Annotated in this window: 26 protein-coding genes; 11 read left to right on the forward strand and 15 right to left on the reverse strand. The window is 40.3% G+C overall.

The genetic code is table 11. The features are described 5' to 3' along the window. Positions 1-238 precede the first annotated feature (238 nt). Positions 239-1,537 carry an NCS2 family permease gene (locus tag ACQCT5_RS16085; RefSeq protein ID WP_499643056.1) on the forward strand — a complete coding sequence of 433 codons (1,299 nt, stop codon included), beginning with the start codon at positions 239-241 and terminating at the stop codon, positions 1,535-1,537. A 32-nt stretch (positions 1,538-1,569) separates the two neighbouring features. Here the strand turns inward: ACQCT5_RS16085 and ACQCT5_RS16090 are convergent, their stop codons facing one another. After that, the gene (locus ACQCT5_RS16090; protein WP_499643127.1) at positions 1,570-2,172 is read right to left on the reverse strand and encodes a PadR family transcriptional regulator; all 603 of its coding nucleotides are present in this window, start codon (positions 2,170-2,172) and stop codon (positions 1,570-1,572) included. A gap of 287 nt (positions 2,173-2,459) precedes the next feature. On the opposite strand from ACQCT5_RS16090, the gene ACQCT5_RS16095 reads away from it, so the two are divergent. After that, positions 2,460-3,725, forward strand: coding sequence for an ATP-binding protein (locus ACQCT5_RS16095; RefSeq protein WP_499643058.1), 1,266 nt, complete (start codon positions 2,460-2,462; stop codon positions 3,723-3,725). Positions 3,726-3,957: 232 nt separating this feature from the next. Here ACQCT5_RS16095 and ACQCT5_RS16100 read toward each other — a convergent pair whose 3' ends face one another. Beyond that, entirely contained in the window at positions 3,958-4,377 is a 420-nt protein-coding gene (locus ACQCT5_RS16100; RefSeq protein WP_499643060.1) for a hypothetical protein, read from the reverse strand. 238 nt (positions 4,378-4,615) lie between these two features. On the opposite strand from ACQCT5_RS16100, the gene ACQCT5_RS16105 reads away from it, so the two are divergent. The 6 genes from ACQCT5_RS16105 to ACQCT5_RS16130 all read left to right on the forward strand — a co-directional run bounded on the left by ACQCT5_RS16105 (position 4,616) and on the right by ACQCT5_RS16130 (position 8,194). Next, the gene (locus tag ACQCT5_RS16105) at positions 4,616-5,947 is read left to right on the forward strand and encodes an MFS transporter (RefSeq protein ID WP_499643062.1); all 1,332 of its coding nucleotides are present in this window, start codon (positions 4,616-4,618) and stop codon (positions 5,945-5,947) included. A 178-nt stretch (positions 5,948-6,125) separates the two neighbouring features. After that, complete coding sequence (locus ACQCT5_RS16110) at positions 6,126-6,572, forward strand: redoxin domain-containing protein (protein ID WP_499643064.1); 447 nt, start codon at positions 6,126-6,128, stop codon at positions 6,570-6,572. 187 nt (positions 6,573-6,759) lie between these two features. Beyond that, the gene (locus ACQCT5_RS16115) at positions 6,760-7,194 is read left to right on the forward strand and encodes an Hsp20/alpha crystallin family protein (protein WP_499643066.1); all 435 of its coding nucleotides are present in this window, start codon (positions 6,760-6,762) and stop codon (positions 7,192-7,194) included. Positions 7,195-7,211: 17 nt separating this feature from the next. Beyond that, positions 7,212-7,424 (forward strand): hypothetical protein, encoded by a 213-nt coding sequence (locus ACQCT5_RS16120; protein ID WP_499643068.1) that lies wholly within the window; start codon positions 7,212-7,214, stop codon positions 7,422-7,424. A gap of 15 nt (positions 7,425-7,439) precedes the next feature. Continuing rightward, positions 7,440-7,889, forward strand: a complete 450-nt coding sequence (locus ACQCT5_RS16125; protein ID WP_499643070.1) for a hypothetical protein — start codon at positions 7,440-7,442, stop codon at positions 7,887-7,889. Further along, positions 7,886-8,194 (forward strand): hypothetical protein, encoded by a 309-nt coding sequence (locus ACQCT5_RS16130; RefSeq protein ID WP_499643072.1) that lies wholly within the window; start codon positions 7,886-7,888, stop codon positions 8,192-8,194. The genes ACQCT5_RS16125 and ACQCT5_RS16130 overlap by 4 nt, the downstream gene beginning before the upstream one ends. On the opposite strand, the gene ACQCT5_RS16135 is transcribed toward ACQCT5_RS16130, so the two are convergent. Together ACQCT5_RS16135 and ACQCT5_RS16140 are read right to left on the reverse strand one after the other, a co-directional pair. Beyond that, complete coding sequence (locus tag ACQCT5_RS16135) at positions 8,191-8,439, reverse strand: hypothetical protein (RefSeq protein ID WP_499643074.1); 249 nt, start codon at positions 8,437-8,439, stop codon at positions 8,191-8,193. The genes ACQCT5_RS16130 and ACQCT5_RS16135 overlap by 4 nt on opposite strands. 13 nt (positions 8,440-8,452) lie before the next feature. After that, a complete protein-coding gene (locus ACQCT5_RS16140) occupies positions 8,453-8,698 on the reverse strand; it encodes a hypothetical protein (RefSeq protein ID WP_386636324.1) in 246 nt (81 codons plus the stop codon). Positions 8,699-8,900: 202 nt separating this feature from the next. Between ACQCT5_RS16140 and ACQCT5_RS16145 the strand changes: the two genes are divergently transcribed. Both ACQCT5_RS16145 and ACQCT5_RS16150 read left to right on the forward strand, forming a co-directional pair. Next, positions 8,901-9,170, forward strand: coding sequence for an HPr family phosphocarrier protein (locus tag ACQCT5_RS16145; protein WP_499643077.1), 270 nt, complete (start codon positions 8,901-8,903; stop codon positions 9,168-9,170). A gap of 165 nt (positions 9,171-9,335) precedes the next feature. After that, complete coding sequence (locus tag ACQCT5_RS16150; protein ID WP_499643079.1) at positions 9,336-10,325, forward strand: acyltransferase family protein; 990 nt, start codon at positions 9,336-9,338, stop codon at positions 10,323-10,325. 323 nt (positions 10,326-10,648) lie between these two features. On the opposite strand, the gene ACQCT5_RS16155 is transcribed toward ACQCT5_RS16150, so the two are convergent. The 3 genes from ACQCT5_RS16155 to ACQCT5_RS16165 all read right to left on the reverse strand — a co-directional run bounded on the left by ACQCT5_RS16155 (position 10,649) and on the right by ACQCT5_RS16165 (position 11,519). Then, positions 10,649-10,951 carry a VOC family protein gene (locus ACQCT5_RS16155; RefSeq protein ID WP_499643081.1) on the reverse strand — a complete coding sequence of 101 codons (303 nt, stop codon included), beginning with the start codon at positions 10,949-10,951 and terminating at the stop codon, positions 10,649-10,651. Positions 10,952-10,978: 27 nt separating this feature from the next. Further along, on the reverse strand, positions 10,979-11,107 hold the full coding sequence (locus tag ACQCT5_RS16160) for a VOC family protein (protein ID WP_499643083.1): 129 nt from the start codon (positions 11,105-11,107) through the stop codon (positions 10,979-10,981). 148 nt (positions 11,108-11,255) lie between these two features. Then, complete coding sequence (locus ACQCT5_RS16165) at positions 11,256-11,519, reverse strand: hypothetical protein (protein WP_499643085.1); 264 nt, start codon at positions 11,517-11,519, stop codon at positions 11,256-11,258. A 498-nt stretch (positions 11,520-12,017) separates the two neighbouring features. On the opposite strand from ACQCT5_RS16165, the gene abc-f reads away from it, so the two are divergent. Continuing rightward, positions 12,018-13,748, forward strand: a complete 1,731-nt coding sequence (gene abc-f / locus ACQCT5_RS16170) for a ribosomal protection-like ABC-F family protein (RefSeq protein ID WP_499643087.1) — start codon at positions 12,018-12,020, stop codon at positions 13,746-13,748. A gap of 48 nt (positions 13,749-13,796) precedes the next feature. Here abc-f and ACQCT5_RS16175 read toward each other — a convergent pair whose 3' ends face one another. The 8 genes from ACQCT5_RS16175 to ACQCT5_RS16210 all read right to left on the reverse strand — a co-directional run bounded on the left by ACQCT5_RS16175 (position 13,797) and on the right by ACQCT5_RS16210 (position 21,124). After that, the gene (locus tag ACQCT5_RS16175; protein WP_499643089.1) at positions 13,797-14,306 is read right to left on the reverse strand and encodes an LURP-one-related family protein; all 510 of its coding nucleotides are present in this window, start codon (positions 14,304-14,306) and stop codon (positions 13,797-13,799) included. 65 nt (positions 14,307-14,371) lie between these two features. Then, complete coding sequence (locus ACQCT5_RS16180) at positions 14,372-15,049, reverse strand: LysM peptidoglycan-binding domain-containing protein (protein ID WP_499643091.1); 678 nt, start codon at positions 15,047-15,049, stop codon at positions 14,372-14,374. 308 nt (positions 15,050-15,357) lie between these two features. Further along, positions 15,358-16,113: an aminoglycoside adenylyltransferase domain-containing protein gene (locus ACQCT5_RS16185; RefSeq protein WP_499643093.1), complete on the reverse strand. Its 756-nt coding sequence runs from the start codon at positions 16,111-16,113 to the stop codon at positions 15,358-15,360. Between the two features lie 66 nt (positions 16,114-16,179). After that, positions 16,180-17,217, reverse strand: coding sequence for a Rossmann-fold NAD(P)-binding domain-containing protein (locus ACQCT5_RS16190; protein WP_499643095.1), 1,038 nt, complete (start codon positions 17,215-17,217; stop codon positions 16,180-16,182). Positions 17,218-17,331: 114 nt separating this feature from the next. Next, positions 17,332-18,396 carry an AbrB family transcriptional regulator gene (locus tag ACQCT5_RS16195; RefSeq protein ID WP_499643097.1) on the reverse strand — a complete coding sequence of 355 codons (1,065 nt, stop codon included), beginning with the start codon at positions 18,394-18,396 and terminating at the stop codon, positions 17,332-17,334. Between the two features lie 138 nt (positions 18,397-18,534). Next, on the reverse strand, positions 18,535-19,338 hold the full coding sequence (locus tag ACQCT5_RS16200; protein WP_499643099.1) for an ABC transporter permease: 804 nt from the start codon (positions 19,336-19,338) through the stop codon (positions 18,535-18,537). Between the two features lie 6 nt (positions 19,339-19,344). Then, entirely contained in the window at positions 19,345-20,136 is a 792-nt protein-coding gene (locus ACQCT5_RS16205; RefSeq protein ID WP_499643101.1) for an ABC transporter permease, read from the reverse strand. Continuing rightward, positions 20,099-21,124 carry an ABC transporter ATP-binding protein gene (locus ACQCT5_RS16210; RefSeq protein WP_499643103.1) on the reverse strand — a complete coding sequence of 342 codons (1,026 nt, stop codon included), beginning with the start codon at positions 21,122-21,124 and terminating at the stop codon, positions 20,099-20,101. Before ACQCT5_RS16210 ends, ACQCT5_RS16205 begins: the two co-directional genes overlap by 38 nt. Positions 21,125-21,492: the final 368 nt, after the last annotated feature.

Below are 21,492 nucleotides of genomic sequence, written 5' to 3' on the forward strand. Positions count from 1 at the left end.
AAATAGTGGAAACTCTGTTATTCAGTGCCAGTTGACAATTGCTAAAAGTTTAATTGGTTAATTTTTATATACCCAGAACTCTTTGAATGAAAACAACTTAAATCAATTTAACTATTGAAAATCGCCAAAAAGCAATTATAGGTGAATCGTTTTTTTATTTAACACTTGTTTTTTGCCGTAAAAACGAATATTATTATAAAGGTTTAATTAATACATTCGTTTTTTGGGGGATTAAATAGTGATTGAGAAATTATTTGGACTAAAAGAATCTGGAACAAACATAAAGACGGAAGTGTTGGCGGGTGTCACTACCTTCCTTACAATGGTATATATCGTGATTGTGAATCCTGCGATTCTATCTGCAGCAGGAATTCCTTTTGAGCAAGTTTTCATGGCTACTATTATTGCAGCAGTTGTTGGAACATTAACAATGGGGCTATTAGCAAAATATCCTGTTGCAGTCGCACCTGGAATGGGGTTGAATGCATATTTCACAACAGTAGTCGCAAGTCAGGGCCTAACCTATCAAGCTGTTCTTGGAACTGTATTTCTGGCAGGACTTATTATTATTCTATTAAGTCTAACGAATCTAAGGAAAGCGCTGATTGAAGCTATCCCAGCGCCATTGAAATATGGAATAACTGCTGGTATTGGCTTGTTCATTGCATTTCTCGGACTGAAAATGGCCGGTATCGTACAACCAAATGAAGCAACGATGATTACACTTGGGGATTTAACGGAGCCTGCAACAGCACTAGCCATCGGGGGATTGATTTTAACGTTGATACTCATGGCCAAAAGAGTGACAGGTGCCTTGTTTTTCGGGATGATTGCGACAGCGGTTGCGGGCTACTTTATGAACCTATTGAAATTTGACGGTTATTTTTCTGTTCCGCCATTGCCAACCTTCATCAATTTGGGAGAAGCGATAAGTGGAGTGTTTTCCAACAGTTTATATACAGTTGTTTTTGCATTTGTTTTAGTGACAATCTTTGACTCCACCGGGACGCTTGTAGGTGTATCTGAGCAAGGTGGTTTTATGAAAAAAGGAAAGCTGCCGCGCACCAAGCAGGCTACCTTATCCGATTCGTTTGCTACCACAATCGGAGCAGCATTTGGTACTAGTCCATCATGTGCTTACATTGAATCATCGTCAGGGGTTGCGGCAGGGGGGAGAACCGGGTTGACTGCAGTGGTAGTCGCGGGGTTATTCTTAATCTCGATGATCTTTTCTCCATTTATTTCGGCAATCTCCATGCTGCCAGCCATTACAGCCCCAATATTGATTATTGTTGGTTGTTTCATGATGGAAGGCCTTGCAAAAATAATGTGGAATCAGTTTGATGAGGCATTCCCTGCATTTGCCATTATTCTCATTATGCCTCTTACATCAAGCATTGCTACAGGAATTGCCGTCGGCTTTATTATGTATCCAATCATGAAGGCTGTCTCCGGAAAGTGGAAGGAAGTACACCCTCTCATTTACATTTTTGCGGTGATATTCCTTGTTCAAATGATTTTCTTTCCGATGCATTGATAATAGATTAAACAAAAACGAGCAAAGGCCACTCAGGGCCGATGCTCGTTTTTAATTTCTATCTTTCTTTCAAATAATCCGTCCTGTGCATCCCGGTGTAATTTCTCCAGCCAAGTCAGTTCCACTTTACATAATTCATGAGCGTTTTCCATAATGGAAACAGATCCATGAGGAGCGCCAACACCGTAAAGCTGATATACTCTTTCAAGCATTTCCAATTGAAACTTTGTGTGTTCAATCCGTTCTTTTAAAATATTGGTAATCATGTCAGAATCCCAAAGGTGAATAAAAGCGAGTGCGGTATACATGGGATGATAATAATTCGTTTCAGCTTGGAACTGTTTTTTTAACAGCTCCTGAAAAGCTTTTTTTCCTTTTACGGTAATATAGTAGATGGTTTTATCGGGTCTTGTCTGATCCTTTACGACTTCTCGGACAGCTATGTGCTCCTGTTTCAGCAGCTTTTCTACAGCGTAGTACAAAGAGCCTTTTGCCAATTTGATATAATGCTCCATATGCCTCTCCTGCATCACCTGCTGCATTTCATAGGGATGTTTATCCCCTTCCATCAGGAGTCCAAGTATTACGAGCTTCATTGCCATTTTCATGCACCTTCTTAATTGAAACTTCTTCATCAAAAGATTTGTATCCTTTTATTATATAGGAAAGAGAGGTTCAATTCCTAAAAATAAAATTATCCTTTATTCTTATGGAGAGAATGCAAAAACCGATTATTTGTATCGGGTTTTGCAGTTTTGTCATTTTGACGGTATTTTGACTAGACAGTTTTTGAATGTAGAACCTATAATAGGGAAGGTATGCTTTCTGGTGATAAGTACAATATTATGAAAGTACAAGCATGACTACCATTGATTTTCTGCTAAAAGGAAATTGATTTACGGTAATGGAGGAATCCCATTTAATGATCTATCTGATTAAACCCTTAATCGTCAATATTACCATAATTTTTTCGCTATTATTCAATTTGAATATGTTTTTCCCTTTTAGTAAACGTAAGCCGTTGAACTTTAAGCAGAAAACGATATTTTCGCTCTTCAGTGCATTTGCAGCTCTGTTATGTATGTTGTATCCAATTGAAACATTGAAAGAAACACATTTTGATCTAAGAATGATTCCCATTCTCTTAGTAACCTTATACGGAGGTGCTTATCCGGGACTTTTAAGTACAGCCATCGTTTCAGTAGTTCGTTTTTTCATCGGAGGAGAATTCCTATATGTGGGAATTGCCGTTTCCATCTTGGCTTTTATAGTAGCTGTCACCTTTCGCTCGGTTTTCTTAAAAAGCACAAATAAAGTATTGTATGGTCTCTTTATTCTAGTTTTTTATTACTCCGGTTATATTTTTATCCTATATAATACTGTTTCTTTTCTGGATATGCGTTTTTATCTGGTATACTTTCTGGCTTTTGCTGCAACATTTCTTTCATTAATTTATGTAGTGGAGCATTTAATTTTGGCGAACCAGCAATTCGATGAAACATTGTACCTCGAAAAATTATCCACCATTGGGCAAATGGCGGCTGCCTTTGCGCATGAAATTCGCAACCCTATTACAACTGTTCGTGGGTTTATACAGTATTTGAATACGGACACCAAGGATGAGAGGCTCCAACAGTTTGCCCCTTTAATCCTGGACGAGCTGGACCGTACAAATAAAATCATCACCAACTATCTTACAGTGGCAAAGCCGACATCTTTTTCTTTAAAATTCGTTGACTTGAATTTGGTCCTATCCGATTCTGTGGAATTGCTGAGGCCATTTGGTTCATATAAAAATGTATCCTTGGAGCTTGAATTGGATGGAACGCATTTCATCTATACGGATGAACAACATCTAAAACAGGCGATCATGAACATTATCAAGAATGGGATAGAATCCATAGGTGAGGAAAAGGATGGCTTTGTTAAAATAGAGAAAAAGCCTGGTGATACAAAAGGGTCTGTGATTATTACGTTCATTGATAACGGCATCGGGATGTCTGAAGAACAGCTGGGGAAAATAGGTCTTCCATATTATACAACCAAGTCAAAAGGCACCGGATTAGGCAGCATGATAACGAACAGACTCGTACATGAAATGAAAGGCAAAATACTCTATGACAGCAAGGTGAAACATGGTACGAAGGTTACAGTAATTTTGCCTACCGCCAGCCAGTATCGAAATTGAAAAGGCAGACTGAGACAATTGTCTTGGTCTGCCTTTTTTGCTGAAGGTTGTTTTTCGCATGAATTGTTGCTATTGACGTACTAAAAGTAATCAGGTTATAGTACTATTCCTCGCGCTCTTTTCCGTGTAGTAAATTCTTTATCACATTGAATAAATATGAAGGGGAATACTGTAAAAAATCCAAGTGCCGATTTTTTACGGCAACAAACTTTATGAAAAGAGCCTTGCTGAATTATTTTTTCTCCAAGGATACTTTCCCAGACTCGGGGTCTACCTTATACCATCCACGGGTCATTTTTTCCGGCTGGTTATTGAAGTGAACCAGGTCGTATACATGAAAGAGGTAATGGTCATCCTTAAAACCTTCAAAAGTGACTGTTATACCCTCGTTGTTATTCAATTGTAGATGCTTCATTACAAGTTGCTTAGCGTCTTCTTTGGAATAAAAGCTTTTCTCGGTATTCATATTCTCTGCAGCCGACGGGAACTGATTCCTTGCCCCTATCAGCATTTCTTCATCAGATGGAACTTCACCTGTATGTTGTGTCTCGGTCAGCGTGGGGGAGTTTCCTCCTGCTTCATTGTTTTCGTCTTGTATACCACACCCACTCGCCAATATTATCACAGTAAAAAGTAAGAATAGCACTCTCATTATTTCATTCTGCTCCAATCAAATGTATTTCCTATTAGTATGATTAAGGGTAAAGGCTACTATTCATTTTTTTACTGAGTATTGAATGCGTAAATATATTCATATCATTTTAATAAGAAACGCTTACTAGTGATTTTTCGCTGATCATTAACTTCTCGTTAAATCTGAGTAAAGAAGAAGGAGTGCGAGTATGCATTAGAGAATACTTCATTTATCAATAATTATTGGGGGAAAGAATGTGGCAAACTTAGAGAATAAAGTAGAAAGTCAATTATACAAGGAACAAAAACCAAGGTCTCCTTGGCAGCTCTATTTTTCATTGCCCATACTTTCCTGGGCCCTATATGACTTTGCTAACACCATTTTTTCGTCAAACATCATAACTATTTTCTTCCCTTTCTATCTGCAGGAGGTTATCGGCACCAATGAACAGATGGACCAGATCGCCAGCACCTTTTTATCCTATGCAAACGCTACGGCCAGTTTCTTTCTCGTTCTCTTTTCTCCATTGTTTGGAGTGCTGATAGATCGGACAGGAAAACGAAAGTCATATATCATACCGTTTACATTGATGGCAGTTTTCTGCACCATTTTCATGGGTGTATTTGCCACTTTAGAGAGCAGTCAGCTGCTTTTTGGGTTGCCGATTACCTTTAGTGCAGTATTGCTCCTATTTGTGGTTGCCAAGTTCTTTTTCCACTCATCTTTGATTTTCTACGATACGATGATGCCAGATCTCGGTTCGAAACAAGAGATGCCACTCATTTCCGGCTTCGGGATTGCAGTAGGATACTTGGGAACATTGCTAGGTTTAACTGTTTATCTATATGTTGGAGACAGTGGTTTCCACCGTGCATTTATTCCTACCGGCCTATTATTTTTACTGTTTTCCCTGCCATTATTTTTCATCTACAAAGATAAACCGTTACAAGTTAAGGAAAAGAAGTCATTTATCAGTGGCTATCAGGAAATCATGCAAACTTTCAAGGAAATGCGCATATACCGGCCAGTTTTCCTGTTTATGATCGCTTACTTCTTCATCAATGATGCCATTGCAACAGCAATTGCCATGATGGCAATCTATGCCCGGTCTATCGGAGGATTTACTGCTTCTGAATTCATCCTGCTATATTTGGTTTCCACCGTTTCTAGTATCATCGGCTCTTTTATTTACGGATACATTTCAAAGAGGATTGGATCTAAATATGCTGTTGTTTCTGTAGCAGGCCTGCTGATTGTTGCCTTATTATTCGCAGTGTTTTCTATCGCTCCTTGGATGCTTTGGACAGCTGGAAGCTTGTTTGGAGTTGCGTTAGGTGCAACCTGGGTCACATCCAGAACGTTCATCATTGAATTGACTCCGGAAGGAAAAAGAGGGCAATTCTTTGGTCTGTTTGCTTTCTCAGGTAAAGTGTCCTCCATTGTCGGCCCATTAATTTATGGAACAATCACTCTTCTAATGGCGAGCTATGGTAATATTGCCAGCAGAACAGCACTTGGTTCATTGATTATACTTGCGTTCATAGGACTTCTGGTGACATTGAAGGTGCAATACAAAAGAGAAGCATAGAAAAAAGGGAGCTGAAACCAGCTTCCTTTTTTTGCGTTCAATCATATTATTTTAATTATTTTTTTATAATTATTATAATCTGTATTGACAGTAAAGTGGCTAATAAATATAATATAAAATGTATTATATAATAATTATTATAAAAAAGTAATGTGTATAGATGAAAGGGAGAGTAGACATGAAACTTAGAGAACAAATGCCGGAATTGACAGGTGCGACAGAATGGATCAATGAAGAAGTGACAAAGGGGGACCTGATCGGTAAACCAACGCTTATTCATTTCTGGTCTGTGAGCTGTTACCTTTGTAAAGAGGCAATGCCTGAAATCAATGATCTTCGTGATGAATATGATGACGAGCTGAACGTAATCGCAGTTCATATGCCGCGTTCCGAGGATGATCTTGATCTTGGAGTAATCCGCTCCATGGCCATGGGACATGATATTACCCAACCGATTTTTGTAGATAGTGAACACAAATTGACAGATGCCTTTGAAAATAAATATGTGCCAGCTTACTACGTATTTGATGCAGAAGGAAACCTGCGTCACTTCCAGGCAGGCGGCAGCGGCATGAGCATGCTAAAAAAACGTATCAATCGAGTTCTTGGTGTAGAAGAGAAGTAAAGAGTAAGGGGCCAGACCCCTTTTATAGTTAAAGCAGCCTGGCTGGGGAATTTCCCTGCCAGGCTGCTTTTTGAGGCTCGTTTCAATCATGACCGTAATAATTAGTCCTCCAAGTCACATATACATATAGAGACACTGTTTATGATACAACCAAGCGTTATTTTTGAAGGTACAAGGGAGGAGGGAGATGAAGAAGAATAGCAAGCAAGGGAACCCGTGGGAAAACATGAACGAGAAAATAGATGATGTCCTTGGGGAGAAATTTTGGAAGGATGTATTGCCTGTAATCCCCAAGAGGGTACCGTTAATAGATATATATGAAACACCTACACATGGATATATGGTATTGGAACTTCCAGGTCTGAAGTCCACAGATGATGTCGAGTTGTCTGTCCAAAATAATCAGCTCCTCATAAAAGGCACCATCACCTACCCATATCAGATGCCAAAAGAGAACCTGCTCCAAAGTGAGAGATTCTTCGGCACATTCAAGCGTGTGGTTTCCATCCCCTTTTCCTTTGTTCCACAGAAATTGACAGCCCAATATAAGCAAGGGATACTTTTGTTGACCTTTCAAAAGTCAAAGCAGGAAATTCAGATTGAAATTGACTTTCAAGAATGATGACGGGAGCTAAAAATATGAAATTTGAATTTCATTCGTTCAAAGTAGACATCCTGATGAATTCCTCTTCATTTAACAAAGGGGATAATACAATTTTCAATATCACAGCCCAGAAACAGGAAAATGAAGGCATGGGCACCATAGTCGGGGAAAAGAACCGAATGGAAAATAATACGAGCATGGTCAGGAATCAAAGTAAAACAGAGCCGAATGAACAAAATCAAACTTAGTTGGTTGTGATCCTGATGAATGATAATAACTTTAACGTTAATGACAAAATCAAAGAACTTGAGCAAAGACTGGTTAGCCTTATTAATCGGATGGAAAAATTGGAAAAGGAACGCACCATCCATTACCATATTCAGCATTTGGAAATAAAAGAGGCGGCATTTGAACAACTCCATTACCACTTGGATTCCATCAGTATCGAAAGCTTAAGCGGGACCTTGAATATAGGCAATAATTTTGATGGAGGAATACAAGGAGAGTTGCACCCATCCCAACCTGACAAAAAACAAATGACACCTTCCATACCAGTTAAAGGGAAGAGCGTGAATGAAACTAATTCAAATGGAAAACAAAATTTGGTGAAATCTTACTCAAAGCAAAGTGAACAGCCCCCAAAGGATCTTATTGTAACTCCGAAAACCAAAGGTTACTCGGTCACCTTTAAGAAAAAGGAGGAAAACCAATGAGTTCTCCATATTCCCCGAATTTTTTCATAGGCAGTATCCGGATAGGCGTGGTTGAGAGTGCCTCCTGCATAAACATGGGGAACAATTACCCTGCACAGTTTCAGAGCAATAAAAAACATAATCAGGGGATTGGTAATATCAGCGGAGATGAAAATGATATACATGAAACCAAAAGTTTGGTAAGCGACTCGTCCTTTATCGATATGCTGCACCAGCTGGAAAATCAGGAACTTCCTCAATGGCTCCAGGATGTCATAAAGGAAAAGCAAGGCACTGACTCCGATGATGAAAATGATGAAGATTAGCTGCTGGAATTAACCTGAACGGGCATATCGACCATATCCGGGTCATATACAATGTTCATATTGGAGGAAGAATGATTGTCTGCGCCAACTACCATCCCAAAACCCATATTTGTCTTTTGACTGGTACTCCAATTTGACTGAACATTGTGCCCGGTGAAAACTCCTGAACTATTCATGATGGAGTTAATCTCGATCCGATCTAGAAGAAAATGGACATGCAATGGAACCTTATTGTTTTTTTTCATAGCAGCCTCCATCCTAGAACTGGGCTGACGGTTGAGGGTTGTTCAGCTCTGGATTCGTAATGGTCGTATCAACTCCGTCTGTATCAATGACTACATTGAATACTCCGTTAATGCCTACGACTCCGATTTCAATTCCATTCCCCATATTGATTTTACCCTGTGTCGACCAATCTGGTTGATTATTTTGCCCTGTGGAAACGGCAGAACTCTTACTGATGGAGTTTACATTTATTTGGTTGAAGATAATGGATACTGGCAATATTTTTCCTCCTCCATACTTGATTGTATTTATTGTATGAAATAATGGGGAGAGAGTTATCAATTCTTCAAAAAATAAATATCAATATTTTGTAGAGACCTTTTGTAGAATTAGGCAAAAGCACTATTTTACAAAAGTTACTCATGATTTTATTTACCCTGTCATACCATATATAAATTTTATGCAATAGTTGGGGGAAATCATGATGGTAACAAAACAGATTATCGTTGCACTTACGAATGGGCTTCACTCCGGAACTGCCCAGTCTTTTGTTCAAAAAGCACTTGCGTTCCAATCTGAAATCAAAGTGGTCCGCCATAGCAGGATAGTGGATGGAAAAAGCCTTCTTGGTCTCCTGTCCTTGGGGATAGCCAATGGAAATGTCGTCACGGTGAAAGCTGAAGGTTCGGATGAAAAGGAAGCGGTGGCAATTTTGACATCATTTCTAAAAAGTGAAATAGATTTCGAATAAACTGGCACGCAGATAAAACATCTGCGTGTATTTATTTACAGAAAATAACATTGAAAAGACGGACAGGTTTCCTCTATACTTTCCGAATATATATGTTGCTAGGTTTATTACTTCAATAAATCTGGGTAAATATCTTCGTATAGAACAGAAACGGAGGAGAACATCATGAAAACTCGCGATTCCTTCTTTGACAATGCGAAGTTTATCCTAATCTTTTTAGTCGTATTTGGGCACATCATATCCCCATATCGATCAAATGATGAATGGCTTGTGTCCATCTATCATTTTATTTTCATCTTTCATATGCCGGCATTCATTCTATTGGCCGGACACTTTAGTACTAACTTTTATAAAAAAGGATACTATACAAAAATAGTGACAAGATTGCTGGTTCCGTATCTTATTTTGCAGACCATCTATACGTTGTTCTATAGCCAGCTATATGCATCAACGGAATATTCCCTGCAATACTTCACACCAAGATGGGCCATGTGGTTCCTGTTGAGTATGATTGCCTGGAAGCTGATGTTGCCGCTATTTGCCAAGCTGAAAGCCAGATACAGTGTTCCATTGGCGCTCGCCTTGGGAGTGGGAATAGGATTTTTCGAAATATCCGAGCGTTTCCTGAGCCTTGATCGAACATTTTACTTCTTTCCGTTCTTCCTGATCGGTTATTATCTGACGAAAACCGATTTATTTGAACGGGTTAAAAACGGGGCTTATCGCCATTATGCAGCTGGATTCCTTGTTATTCTGTTTGTAGCCATCTACATCGTTTTAGGAGGAATTGATGGTGCAAGTATCCTTTATGGCACATACACATTCTCCTCAGTATTTGACATGCTGGGACGTGTCGGCATCTACGCGGGGAGCTTTCTGGTTACTCTTGCATTCTTTGCACTTGTTCCAAAAGAGAAGTATTTCTTCACTGGAATCGGTAGAAGATCGTTTTATGTTTATATCCTTCATGGATTTATCATCAAATGGTTTTTCGAAACGAGCTTCAGCCAGGCAATAAACTCAACATCGGGCTATATACTTCTTATCCTGATGAGTGTCGTGGTTACCTTCATTACAGGAAATAAATATGTGGTTAAAGCAATACAGACGCCTTTTGGATATATGAAAGAAGGATTATCCTTGAAGAACGGCTAAAAATGAAGAGACTGGGACTAAACTAAAAAATGCTAATAAAAGACGAACATATAGGTGCCGGCTCTAAATACCGCTATTGATTTCCGTGCAAGACTTCGCTTTCCGCGGGTGACCCGTGAGCCTCCTCGGCTTCGCCTGCGGGGTCTCACATTGGCCACTTCTCCCGCAGGAGTCTTCGTCTTGCACTCCAATCAACCGCTGGTGTAACCTAAAAACTAAACGAATACTGCGAAAAAAGACCCGAACTAATTTGATTTTTAAAATTCAAATTAGTTCGGGTTTTATTTAGACTAAAGCACTTTTGTCCCAGCCTCTTTTTTTTATTAATTTTCTTTTCGTTTCAACCAATCATTTAAATGGAGTGTTCCTAAATGAGGAGCAGGTTCACCCCCAAGTGCTGTAATATATTCTAGGGAATTTCCATCTGGATCGGAGAAATAATAGCTCGCAGATGGCATCCAAGCATGGACTACCGCATCACTTGTCTTAAGCCCAAAGCTTTCTGTTAGTGGAATGTTCTTTCCTTGTAAAAATGCAGGGATTTCGAGTAACTGGTCATATTCCAAATAAAAAGCAAAATGTGCTGGAATAAATTTCTCCTTCGCGACCTCCCATATGCCAAGCATCTGCTCCTTCTTATCTGGGTCTCCCAGTCAGAAAAAAGCTACCCTTCTTTCTTGAATGACAGTGGCGAGCTTCAATCCAAGATTCTCGTAAAAACTGATGGCTTCCTCTAAATTCCTTGTTTTTATGTGCGTTTCAAAAAGTATTGCGTTCTTCATCCCCTGATACCCCTTTTCAATTTTGATACTATAAGTTTATACCAGGAACTGGTGGAGGAAATCAATGATTCGAAGTATCTCATCCTACAACTTTAGGAGGAGAAATAAAAAAACTGCTAATCCCATAATTGGATTAGCAGTCAGGTGATCATATATTTGTTATACGCTCTGTTGCCTTCATTCTATTGACCGTCCATATGCCTAGCAAGGAAAGCAGGGTGGTCATGGTGATGAGAATAGGCAGGAAAACGGTTAAGCTGGCAATAACACTATAAAGGATGGCAATGGAAACCATGGGTATGATGACAACGAGGAACTGTATCTTTCTATTTAGCATGGTCATTAAACTGCTCCCGAAATAAACGATGATACCGAGCAGCATGACGGACAAAAGTGTTAGCAAAAAATCCATTTTACGGCATAACCTCCGTTAATATTAGTAGTGGATGAACACTGTCTTCCTAATATTATACCATAAATATATAGGAATATTCAGAAAAGACAAAGCGGAAATTTCCTGTTTGTATTGACAGGCAGGGAAAGGGAAAATATACTAATAGAGAAAACAATACGAGAAAAGGAAGGTACAAGGTGCGATGTGGAATTAATCTAATTTTTAGGAGAGAACTCATGAGGATGAATAAAATGAGGAACCTAGAGAATTGGATTAGTCTGCCCATTTTGCCTTCCATAAGCATCGTTTGAAGACCACTATTTGTTTTCATAGTGTATTTTACGATACTTTATTGCGGAAAAGGCTTATTTAAGCATGGCATGTTTTCGTGCACAGGACTTATCATTAACCTCTCTAGGTACCCTAGGGAGGTTTTTTTGCGATGATTGATAAAGCTGCTCATTTTTTTATAGTCAAAACAAATAAATACAATTAAGCAATGAGGAGGTGCTGTGTATGAGAAACATTATTCTACAAGCTAAGAACATCAATAAAAGCTACGGAGAAAGAAATATACTGAAGGACATTACGTTGGATATAAGAAACGGGGAGAGAATCGGGCTTGTTGGTTGGAATGGAACAGGGAAAACTACCCTGATGAGAATTCTGCAGGGACTGATAATCCCGGATGAAGGAATTATCACCAAACATCCTCAAGAATTGAGTATAGGATATCTTCCCCAATCAACAGATTATGAAGGCCTCCTTGTTGATCATGTGTTATCTGATAATGAAGAACTTCTTTTGCAGACGACAAGTCGATTAGGTCTGGAAAAGCTTCATAATTGGGAGAAAGAGCGCTATCAACATTTAAGTGGAGGAGAAAAGTTGAAGCTTGCACTTGCAGCAATCTGGGCGAAAAATCCTTCTCTCATATTCCTGGATGAACCTACCAACCATCTGGATTTGAAGGGAGTTAACTGGCTGGTGGATGAGCTGAATCATTTCCATGGAGCGGCAGTAATCATCTCTCATGATAGATATTTCTTGGATAGAAGCGTCACAAAAGTGTATGAAATCGAGGAAGGCCAGCTAAAGGAGTATGAAGGGAACTATACGGATTACCGGAATGAAAAGCAACGGCAATATGAACAGCAGGTAAGAGATTACTCTAAACAACAACGGAAAATTCAAATGGTGGAAAGCCAGATTGCAACGCTTAAGCAATGGTCTGAGAAAGCACATCGGGAGGCTGGGAAAGACAGAGGCGATTCCGAAAATAGACAGATGGGGTTAAAGGAGTTCGAAAGAGTCAAGGCCAAGAAGAAAGACAATCAGATCAAGTCGAAGACAAAGAGGCTGGAGCTCGAGCTTTCCAAAAATAAAGTGGAAAAACCAAAAGAGGAAGCGCAGGTGCTATTCGACTTTGAAGCAAGTGGAAAGCGTGGAAAAAGAATCCTCGAGGCAAAGGGGTTAACAAAAGAGTTTGGTGATCGCATTCTGTTTAAGCAAAGTCATTTTTATGTAAAGCATGGGGAGAAGGTGGGGCTTCTTGGATCAAATGGTGCAGGGAAAACGACTTTCATCAACATGGTGTTGGGAAGTGAGCCCATTTCAAAAGGATCTCTATGGAAAAGCGACACCCTGAAAATTGCATATTTGAGTCAAGATGTCAGTGATATGCCGTCGGAGAAAACTGCGATGGAATATCTTGATCTAAGCGGCTGGGAGAGGGTTTCAAAAGCAAGGTCCATATTTTCCAACATGGGAATGAAAGAGGAGAAGCTTCTAAAACCGATTATCACCCTTAGTCTGGGAGAACGGACTCGTGTCAAGTTGGTATATATGATTATGCAGGATTATGATGTATTGATTCTTGACGAACCGACCAACCATTTAGATCTTCCAAGCAGGGAACAGCTAGAGGAAACCTTGGAAAGCTTCAAGGGAACTTTGATTGTTGTTTCACATGACCGGTACTTTATCGAAAAGCTGTGCGATAAGTTGCTCCTGATTGAAAATCAGCAGATCAAAAGAGTGGAAATGGGATTAAAGGAATATGATCTTAAACTAAAAGAAAAGGTGGAGCCGGATAAAAAAGAAAAACAGGAAATAATGGCCCTCTTGGATACGAAGATAACAGAACTATTAGGGAAAATTAGTATGGTTGTTCCAGGCACAGAGGCTTATGCAGAGATGGATGAAAAGCTATTGGAACTGATGAAGAGAAAAAGGGAAATCGGATAAGTGTAAAAGACTTGGATGAAAATTCATCCAAGTCTTTATTATCTCCAATTATGTTGCAGAATTGCTTTGAGTAGCTTCCCGTTTTTTAATTTCATTCATGCCCATTACCACTGCAACTAGTTCCTCTGTACTTAAATCCGAGCATAGGTTAGTCAGTTCAAAAGCAGACGATTCAAAAAATCCGTTAATCCGCTTAAAGTGGGCTGCAAGATTTTCATTCGGATGGTAGAGCGTAAATTCCTTAGAAAAAGCGGGGTTTTCCAAACGAAAGACTCCTCTGTCATTGGTATGATATTCATATACCGATTTAAAGAATGCCATCTTTTTACGTAGCTGGCCAATTTCAGCTTCCCTATGGTTGCTAACGACCCAGCGATTGGAAAAGAAAGCGAAGGCACCGCTAACAACGATTTCTCCATCTGGTGTTTTTACATCCACTTTAGACGAAAAAGCACTCCTTAAATCTAGTACACCAACAACTTTTTTATTCTCAGTATATATATCCGTTTCACCTGATGAAAAGAAATTGTCTGAAAAATAAACTGTTTTTTTATCCATTTTCATCACTCCCAGATTCATATACTAGTAGTACGAACAATTGGAAGAAAAGTTCCCATTATGTTTTAATTCAATTTCAATTTATCTCCGACATAAATAGTATTGGAGGTCAGTTTGTTTAATGCTTTCAGATTTTTTACGGTAGTGCCATATTTCTTGGCGATTGAATACAATGTGTCACCTTTTTTAATAGTAATGGTATAGCTTTCCGGTGCAGGTGTAACATATAATTTTTCGCCGATTTTTATTGTAGATGATGTTAATCCATTCCACTTCTTAATGTCTGATACGCTTGTATCGTATATGTTGGCCAAGGAATACAGTGTATCGCCTTTTTTGACTGTGATGATCACAGGAGCTTTCACTAACAGGTTCTGCCCGGTATAGATCATATTGGATGAAAGATTGTTCCAGTCTTTCAATTTGGATACGGTGGTGTCATGCTCCTTGGACAGTGAGTAGAGTGTATCGCCTTTTTTGACCATTACTACGGAAGCTTCCTGAATAATAAGCTTTTTCCCTGCGATGATCTTTGATGAGTTAAGATCGTTTATCTCTTTCAGTTCTTCGATGGAAACACCGTATTTTTTCGACAGGCTGTATAGCGTATCCCCTTTTTTAATGACAATTTCCTCCTTGGAATAAGAGGCTGCTGATACCGTTTCGTGGGAGGAGAATCCTAATGCACCTGATAATCCAAGAGATAATGCTAACGCCAACGTTATTTTTTGATGTTTTTTCATGTTGTAACACTCCAGTATGTCAATTTTTTTTGCTTCACACTTACTTTGACGCAAATGAAGAAATTTTGTCGCTTGTTTCTTGAAAAAGGATGAGCCTGTTTTTGTTTATTTGAGTTCAGTTTTACATTGAAAAAAAGGCGACACTTTTAAACACCGCTGTTGATTTCCGCACTAGGCTGCGCTTTCCGCGGGGCGTTTGTAGAGCCTACTCGGCTGATGCCTGTGGGGTCTCCACTAAACGCTACACCCGCCGGAGTCTTCACCTATTGCTCCAATCAACAGCTAGTTTAAATCAACAACACGTTTGTTTAACAATGCCTTATTTTTAAAGCCTGGATTTCCTCAAGCATAAAATCGGCAAACCCGAAGAGCTCATTATTTTTGAAATTCGGTTCGTCGGCTTCACCTATATAACTGGCAAGGCACTCAGAGATAAGTTTACTGTATGATGATGATTTAACTCCCCATTCGCCAGCCTCTCTTTTTGAAGAGACGACCCCTTCCTTCAAGAAGTAAAGCACCCTGCATAAGTTTAATGCGTAATAAACCGGGTTCTCGACAATTCTTGTTTTGGCATCCTCCACATCTTTTACGATGGAATCCACATAATAGCTGGTATCTATCGGATGAAAGCTCTCTTTTATATCTCTTCCGTATAAGGTTGCCCCTCTATGATAGGTAACTACAATATGTGCTGCGAGGTCAGGGTCCAAGAAACCTTCACCACCACAAATAAATTGCTCATCACTCAAATAGTCTGGATGGAAGAAATGAAGTTCAAATGGGGTCGGATAGATGAAGTCCTTTAAATAATTTTCCCGGATAATGCTCATTTCCAATGGGTTTTGGTGACCCTTGGTAATCGAAAGGAGACGGCTGATCATTCTTCTTTTTGTCGCATCGCCTATGGCGTCTTTCACCACCACCAAAAGATCGACATCGCTTCTATTCGGGTTGAAGCATCCCATTGCAATGGAACCGTGGATATAGATTCCGATTAAGTTGTCTTCCAGTTCATCAATAAAAACTTGTCCAATTTGATTTAAATACTTTTTTATGTCCATATGACTGAACCTCCATCTGTGAAATGTAATAAGGAGCCGGAAATCGGCTCCTTTTCATTGATGATTCTATGGTAACTGGCTGCTCTTCCAAGCGTCCAGCACTTCTTTTTCCTTGTCTCTATGAATACCGGCTTTTCTTTCTTCGTCGCTTCTTGTCTGCTCCCAGTCAAGAATATCCTTGATTGTATCCTCTACAGGCCGAACAATCAGACGATGCTGGAGGGCTTTTTCAATGCTAATCGTACTGGCACCACGCCAGGGCTCGCCGCCGTCTGTAAGAGGGTGTTCTTCTGGAATCCACAAGGGCATTTCCGTCCATGGAGCCACTTTGTTTTCGAGTAAAAAGCTTTCATCCGCCCATACTAGCTCTGCATCGGAGTTTGATACCGATTTGCAGGACAGAAGGAATTCCTCCATGGTCATGGGAGTCGTAGGCCCGGTGACATTGAACACACCAGAAACCCGCTCGTCCGCCATCTTTAATATCCAGAGAGCCATATCCCTGGCATCAATCATCTGCACATTGCGTTCTTTTCTTCCAGGAGCCAGGACTTCTCCGCCTTCTGCAATCCTTTTTACCCAATATGAAAATCTATCTGAGTAATCAAGGGGACCTACAAGCAGACCGGAACGTACATGCAGCACACTACCAGGCATGTTATTCTCTGCTGCACTTTCGCTCAATGCTTTCAAAGCGCCGTAATGCATATTGATCTGCTCGGTTGTACCATATCCGATTTTTTCGACTTCCGTATCAGACAATGAAAGGACAGGATAGTCCTCATCCAGACCATAAGGGATCCAGTCCTTGTACACGGAAATACTGGATATGAAGGTGTAGTGGTCCACTTTGTCAGTCAATACTTTTGTAGCTTCCGATAATTGCAGCGGAGTAAACCCGCAAGTATCGATGGCAACATCCCATTTGCCCGCTTCAAGCAAGGTTAAATCCTTGTTGCGGTCCCCGATAATCGTTTCTACCTGAGGGAATAGTTCTTGATGATTACCTCGATTGAAAAGTGTTATTTCATGACCTTGCTTTAACGCTTCTTCGACTATGAATCTACCTAAAAATCGAGTTCCGCCAATCACTAATATTTTCATATGTATGCCTCCAGGAATATTTTGATAGTAACTAATTCTATGTATATTGGAGTTTCTCCTTTAAATGACCTGTAAATTAAATAGCCCACACCAAAGTGTGGGTCACGTCAGCTTCTAAGCTGCTCTAGTGGATTCCAGTTTTCTGCCGAAATACCATTTCAACGCAGGTGGCACCACGATGATGATAAACAAGAGACGAACAAGCTGCAAGGCACTTACAATTGCAGGATCTCCTCCTACAGTGGACGCGGTCAATACCATTTCAATCAGACCACCTGGAGCTACACTTAAAATGGCGGTCGGCAGATTCAAGGAGGTGAAAGCGGCCAAGCCCGCACCTAAACCGAATGAAACAAGAATGAGGGTGACTGTTAGGCCAAAGTAGACAAAGCAGTATTTTCCTCCAAGTTTCAGATCGGCAAAAGCAATTCCTTTGCCCATCCCGATACCAACAGTGATTTGCGCAACTATCAGCAGCAAGGGTGGCAGAGTTCCCATGTCGATAAATAGGATGTTCATGATTGCTGTAAGAGCCATTGGAACTATGACAATTCCAGCAGGGATCCTTTTCCGAAAAAGAATTCCACCTATTACAGGGATGGCAAACCAGGCATAATCCCATCCACCGAACACAGAGGCTGCGCCTGGGAGGACAGTATCCAATCCAGACCCCGTATTTGTAAAGGTATGGACCACCACAAATGGAACGAGAAACAGGACAGTGAGCAAACGGACAGTTTGAAAAATGACGACTAGAGAAGAACGGGCATTCAGGGATTCACTGGCAATAACCATTTCGGAAAGCCCTCCTGGTATGGATCCAAATACGCTTGTAATCCTATCAACCGGAATCCAGCGGGTGACAAGGACACTATTCAGGATGCTGATGCCCACTAGAATAATTGTGGAGAGGACATAAGGTAACACATATGGGCCGACAGTACTTAACGTATCTGCCGTAAAGTAAAGCCCGAAGAACATCCCCAATATCAAGAATCCGCTTTGTTTGAGAGGATCAGGACAATACATCTTCCGCTTGCTAACACCTTGGTAAATCATGACGAAGGTTAACGCTCCCAAGACCCAGGGTAAGGGGAGACCTCCCAAGAAAAATAAATATCCACCAATCGCTCCTACTATATATGTTTCCGCTAATTGTATATAAGGAATATTTCGCATCCCTAAACACTCCTTTAATTCGATAAAGTAATTGTAACATAAATGGAAAATGAAAAGAGGTATTTTTTCGGTATGCGAAGTATGTTAACAGAAAAACCGGACGAAGCCAGTGCATCATCCGGTTTATTAACATACTCATTAACTCCCTGTACTCGTAAATGCTCGAATCCCCCTGTTCCAAAACCAATACGCGATCATAAAGGATGCCACAGCAATGACAGGCGTTAATACCGCCAGCCATATATGGTCATTTCCCTCAAAAAAGTAGGTGGCAGGATAGAATGCTGTAAATCCGTAAGGTACCACCCAGGTTATGATCAGAGTAATGGCACGGGGATAGATCGTTAAAGGATATCTTGCAAATTCACTTAATTGGAACACGGATACGACGATTGGAAGACTGTCGACCATCCAAAAAGAGAAAGTGATGAAAAACAGGTTGATGGCGACAAAAATGATTCCGCTCGAAAGGATAAATACAAAGAGCATAAGTATCGTGCCTATCGACCATTGAATATCGAGATGTGCACTTGCAATGGAAAGTACAATCCCACCAATTATCAGCTGGCCGAAACCATCCTGCTGCACACGCTCCGCTACCACCTGGAAAAATGGATTCACGGGGCGTAGAAGGAGCCGGTCGAAATTCCCTGTCTGTACATATTGCCATCCAAGCGTCCAGAGATTATCAAAGAATATGTGATGAATCGAACGCCCTAAAAAGGCGATGGCATAAATGAAAAGAATTTCATAAAAGGTCCAGCCTTTCAGCACATCAATATGGTCAAACACGATCTTCAGGAAGAACAGGGCAGTGAACTGCTGCACCATCACAGAAAAAAGGCCGATGAAGAAATCTGTTTTGTACTCCATCATGACCTTCAGATGATTGGCAAAATATCTACTATATAAAAAACTGTATCTTTTTGTTTTTTTCCACATATCCCATTATCCTCCAAACACCGTTACTTTTTTCACAGCCTGTGACCACACAATCCGTACAAGGAAAAATAGGGCAACTAGCCAGAATATTTGTGTGGCGAAGGCCATCAATGCCTCGGTACCAAACGGTATCTGTCCTGTATAGATGGCGACAGGTACAAAAATCATCGCCTGAAAAGGAAGGAAGCTTGAAACCTGCTGAAACCAATCAGGAAAGAGCGTCAAAGGGATGAGGGCACCAGAAAAGAACTTGATGATTGCTTCCCGTAATACTCGTAAGCCCCACACATTTACTGTCCAAAATGCCAGTACACCGATGATAAGATCTAGTTGTGTTCCAATCAGAACCCCTATGATCATACTTGGAAGGAATAAGAGGAAGCTTTGCCATGATAAAGGGGCTTGGATTCCGATAAACACCATAGCCACGATAAACATAGGGATCGTTGTGCGGACAAAACTATTTGCTTTAGATCCGAAATCCATGAAAATCAGCTTTGTCAGGTAGTCATAGGGCTTCAATAGTTCCAGTGCAATATCCCCGTTCTTGATATTGCGCGCAAGCTGGTCCCCTGCACCGGATACATAGCTCTCCAGCATCATTGCAATAACTACATAGGTAATCATGCTATCAAAGGATATGGCTGAAATGTCTGTTCGATTCTGATATACAGCAAGCCAAAAGAAATACATGATGGACAAACGTAGCAGGGTGGAGACCACATCTGCCCAGTACCAGGCTATATAAGCGGTTTCGATTTTAATTTGAGACTTTAACAGCTCCCAGTACTTGCTCATGGTCCAACCCCCGCTCATAAATTTCTTGGACAACCTTTTCAATTCCGGGTTCCGTTACGGTAAAGTCGTTGATGACATAATGCTTCATCACTTCTGAAATGATTTGGCTACCGTTTATGTCTTGATTGTTGAAATGAAGCAGTAGCTGGGAATCCGCCATTTCTTTGAGAACATAATCCTGCAGGCCAACTGGTATAACAAAGTCTTCCATAGATTCTTCAAGCTCCAATTTTACGGTACGGTTATACTTTGTTGTCTTCTTCAATTCTATTAAACTGCCATCATAGATGATGGTACCCTTATCAATGATGATAATGCGGTTGCAGAGCTCTTCTATATCCTGCATATCATGAGTGGTCAAAATGATGGTCGTTTCATGCTCACGATTCATCTGTTTGATGAACTCACGGATCTTTATCTTTACAGATGCATCCAATCCAATTGTCGGTTCATCCAGATAAACCACGGATGGATTATGGAGGAAAGCAGCTGCCAATTCACAGCGCATCTTCTGACCGAGTGACAACTGACGGACCGGGATGGGAAGCAGCGGCTCGAGATCCAGAACCTCTTTGAATTTTTCAATATTCCTTTGATATGCTTCTTCCGGTATTTCATAGATGTGCTTTAACAGCTGCAAGGATTCCTGTACTGGGATATCCCAGAACAATTGCGTTCTTTGACCGAACACTGCACCGATATTTTTCGCATTTTTGGTCCTGTTTTTATAAGGAATGATCCCACCGACGACCACTTCTCCTTCGTCAGGAGTCAGTATTCCACTGATCATTTTTATGGTTGTGGATTTCCCCGCACCATTGGAGCCTATGTATCCGACGATTTCCCCTTTTGGAATATGGAAGCTGATATTATCAACAGCCGTCTTTTTGATATATTTTCTCTTGAATAATGCCCTTATGGCACCCCTGAGACCGGGTTCCCGTTCAAACAACCGATAATATTTGCTTATATTTTTTATTTCTATCATTCTTGTTTATCCCCCTTGCTTATTGCCGTGAAAGCACTAACAAAAGAATATTATATAGATTGATTTTGGAATAAGATAGAGGTTTTATAAAATTTTGTAAATGAATTTAGGGTGGCAATCTTATTTATGAGGGGAGTTTGATTCATATTTACGGTTTGGCATTCGAAAAGCAGGACTAGGAGAAGGAAGAAATTCATAAATCCACGAAAATTTTTAAATATCGACGGTTTGGGCCTCGATATCTATTTAGCCCCCTAACTCATTTGGACACCTCAATCAAAAGATATTATCATAGAAGTATCAAAGGAGGAGTCCAAATGAGTAAACGTAATGGACCGATGGAGGATGTAAAAAAACAATATGTAAGA

Source organism: Sutcliffiella halmapala (assembly GCF_050107295.1).
In the GTDB taxonomy this organism is placed as follows: Bacteria; Bacillota; Bacilli; order Bacillales; family Bacillaceae_I; genus Sutcliffiella_A; species Sutcliffiella_A halmapala_A.

Excerpts from the sequence above, each read along its gene's own strand:
- ACQCT5_RS16160 (WP_499643083.1), bottom strand. The coding sequence starts at position 11,107 with ATGAAGAACGCAATACTTTTTGAAACGCACATAAAAACAAGGAATTTA.
- ACQCT5_RS16120 (WP_499643068.1), top strand. The coding sequence starts at position 7,212 with ATGAAATTTGAATTTCATTCGTTCAAAGTAGACATCCTGATGAATTCC.
- ACQCT5_RS16100 (WP_499643060.1), bottom strand. The coding sequence starts at position 4,377 with ATGAGAGTGCTATTCTTACTTTTTACTGTGATAATATTGGCGAGTGGG.
- ACQCT5_RS16135 (WP_499643074.1), bottom strand. The coding sequence starts at position 8,439 with ATGAAAAAAAACAATAAGGTTCCATTGCATGTCCATTTTCTTCTAGAT.
- ACQCT5_RS16165 (WP_499643085.1), bottom strand. The coding sequence starts at position 11,519 with ATGGATTTTTTGCTAACACTTTTGTCCGTCATGCTGCTCGGTATCATC.
- ACQCT5_RS16095 (WP_499643058.1), top strand. The coding sequence starts at position 2,460 with ATGATCTATCTGATTAAACCCTTAATCGTCAATATTACCATAATTTTT.
- ACQCT5_RS16180 (WP_499643091.1), bottom strand. The coding sequence starts at position 15,049 with ATGAAAAAACATCAAAAAATAACGTTGGCGTTAGCATTATCTCTTGGA.
- ACQCT5_RS16090 (WP_499643127.1), bottom strand. The coding sequence starts at position 2,172 with ATGAAGAAGTTTCAATTAAGAAGGTGCATGAAAATGGCAATGAAGCTC.
- ACQCT5_RS16115 (WP_499643066.1), top strand. The coding sequence starts at position 6,760 with ATGAAGAAGAATAGCAAGCAAGGGAACCCGTGGGAAAACATGAACGAG.
- abc-f (WP_499643087.1), top strand. The coding sequence starts at position 12,018 with ATGAGAAACATTATTCTACAAGCTAAGAACATCAATAAAAGCTACGGA.
- ACQCT5_RS16125 (WP_499643070.1), top strand. The coding sequence starts at position 7,440 with ATGAATGATAATAACTTTAACGTTAATGACAAAATCAAAGAACTTGAG.
- ACQCT5_RS16185 (WP_499643093.1), bottom strand. The coding sequence starts at position 16,113 with ATGGACATAAAAAAGTATTTAAATCAAATTGGACAAGTTTTTATTGAT.
- ACQCT5_RS16155 (WP_499643081.1), bottom strand. The coding sequence starts at position 10,951 with ATGCTTGGCATATGGGAGGTCGCGAAGGAGAAATTTATTCCAGCACAT.
- ACQCT5_RS16210 (WP_499643103.1), bottom strand. The coding sequence starts at position 21,124 with ATGATAGAAATAAAAAATATAAGCAAATATTATCGGTTGTTTGAACGG.
- ACQCT5_RS16205 (WP_499643101.1), bottom strand. The coding sequence starts at position 20,136 with ATGAGCAAGTACTGGGAGCTGTTAAAGTCTCAAATTAAAATCGAAACC.
- ACQCT5_RS16150 (WP_499643079.1), top strand. The coding sequence starts at position 9,336 with ATGAAAACTCGCGATTCCTTCTTTGACAATGCGAAGTTTATCCTAATC.
- ACQCT5_RS16190 (WP_499643095.1), bottom strand. The coding sequence starts at position 17,217 with ATGAAAATATTAGTGATTGGCGGAACTCGATTTTTAGGTAGATTCATA.
- ACQCT5_RS16110 (WP_499643064.1), top strand. The coding sequence starts at position 6,126 with ATGAAACTTAGAGAACAAATGCCGGAATTGACAGGTGCGACAGAATGG.
- ACQCT5_RS16130 (WP_499643072.1), top strand. The coding sequence starts at position 7,886 with ATGAGTTCTCCATATTCCCCGAATTTTTTCATAGGCAGTATCCGGATA.
- ACQCT5_RS16145 (WP_499643077.1), top strand. The coding sequence starts at position 8,901 with ATGATGGTAACAAAACAGATTATCGTTGCACTTACGAATGGGCTTCAC.
- ACQCT5_RS16175 (WP_499643089.1), bottom strand. The coding sequence starts at position 14,306 with ATGGATAAAAAAACAGTTTATTTTTCAGACAATTTCTTTTCATCAGGT.
- ACQCT5_RS16200 (WP_499643099.1), bottom strand. The coding sequence starts at position 19,338 with ATGTGGAAAAAAACAAAAAGATACAGTTTTTTATATAGTAGATATTTT.
- ACQCT5_RS16195 (WP_499643097.1), bottom strand. The coding sequence starts at position 18,396 with ATGCGAAATATTCCTTATATACAATTAGCGGAAACATATATAGTAGGA.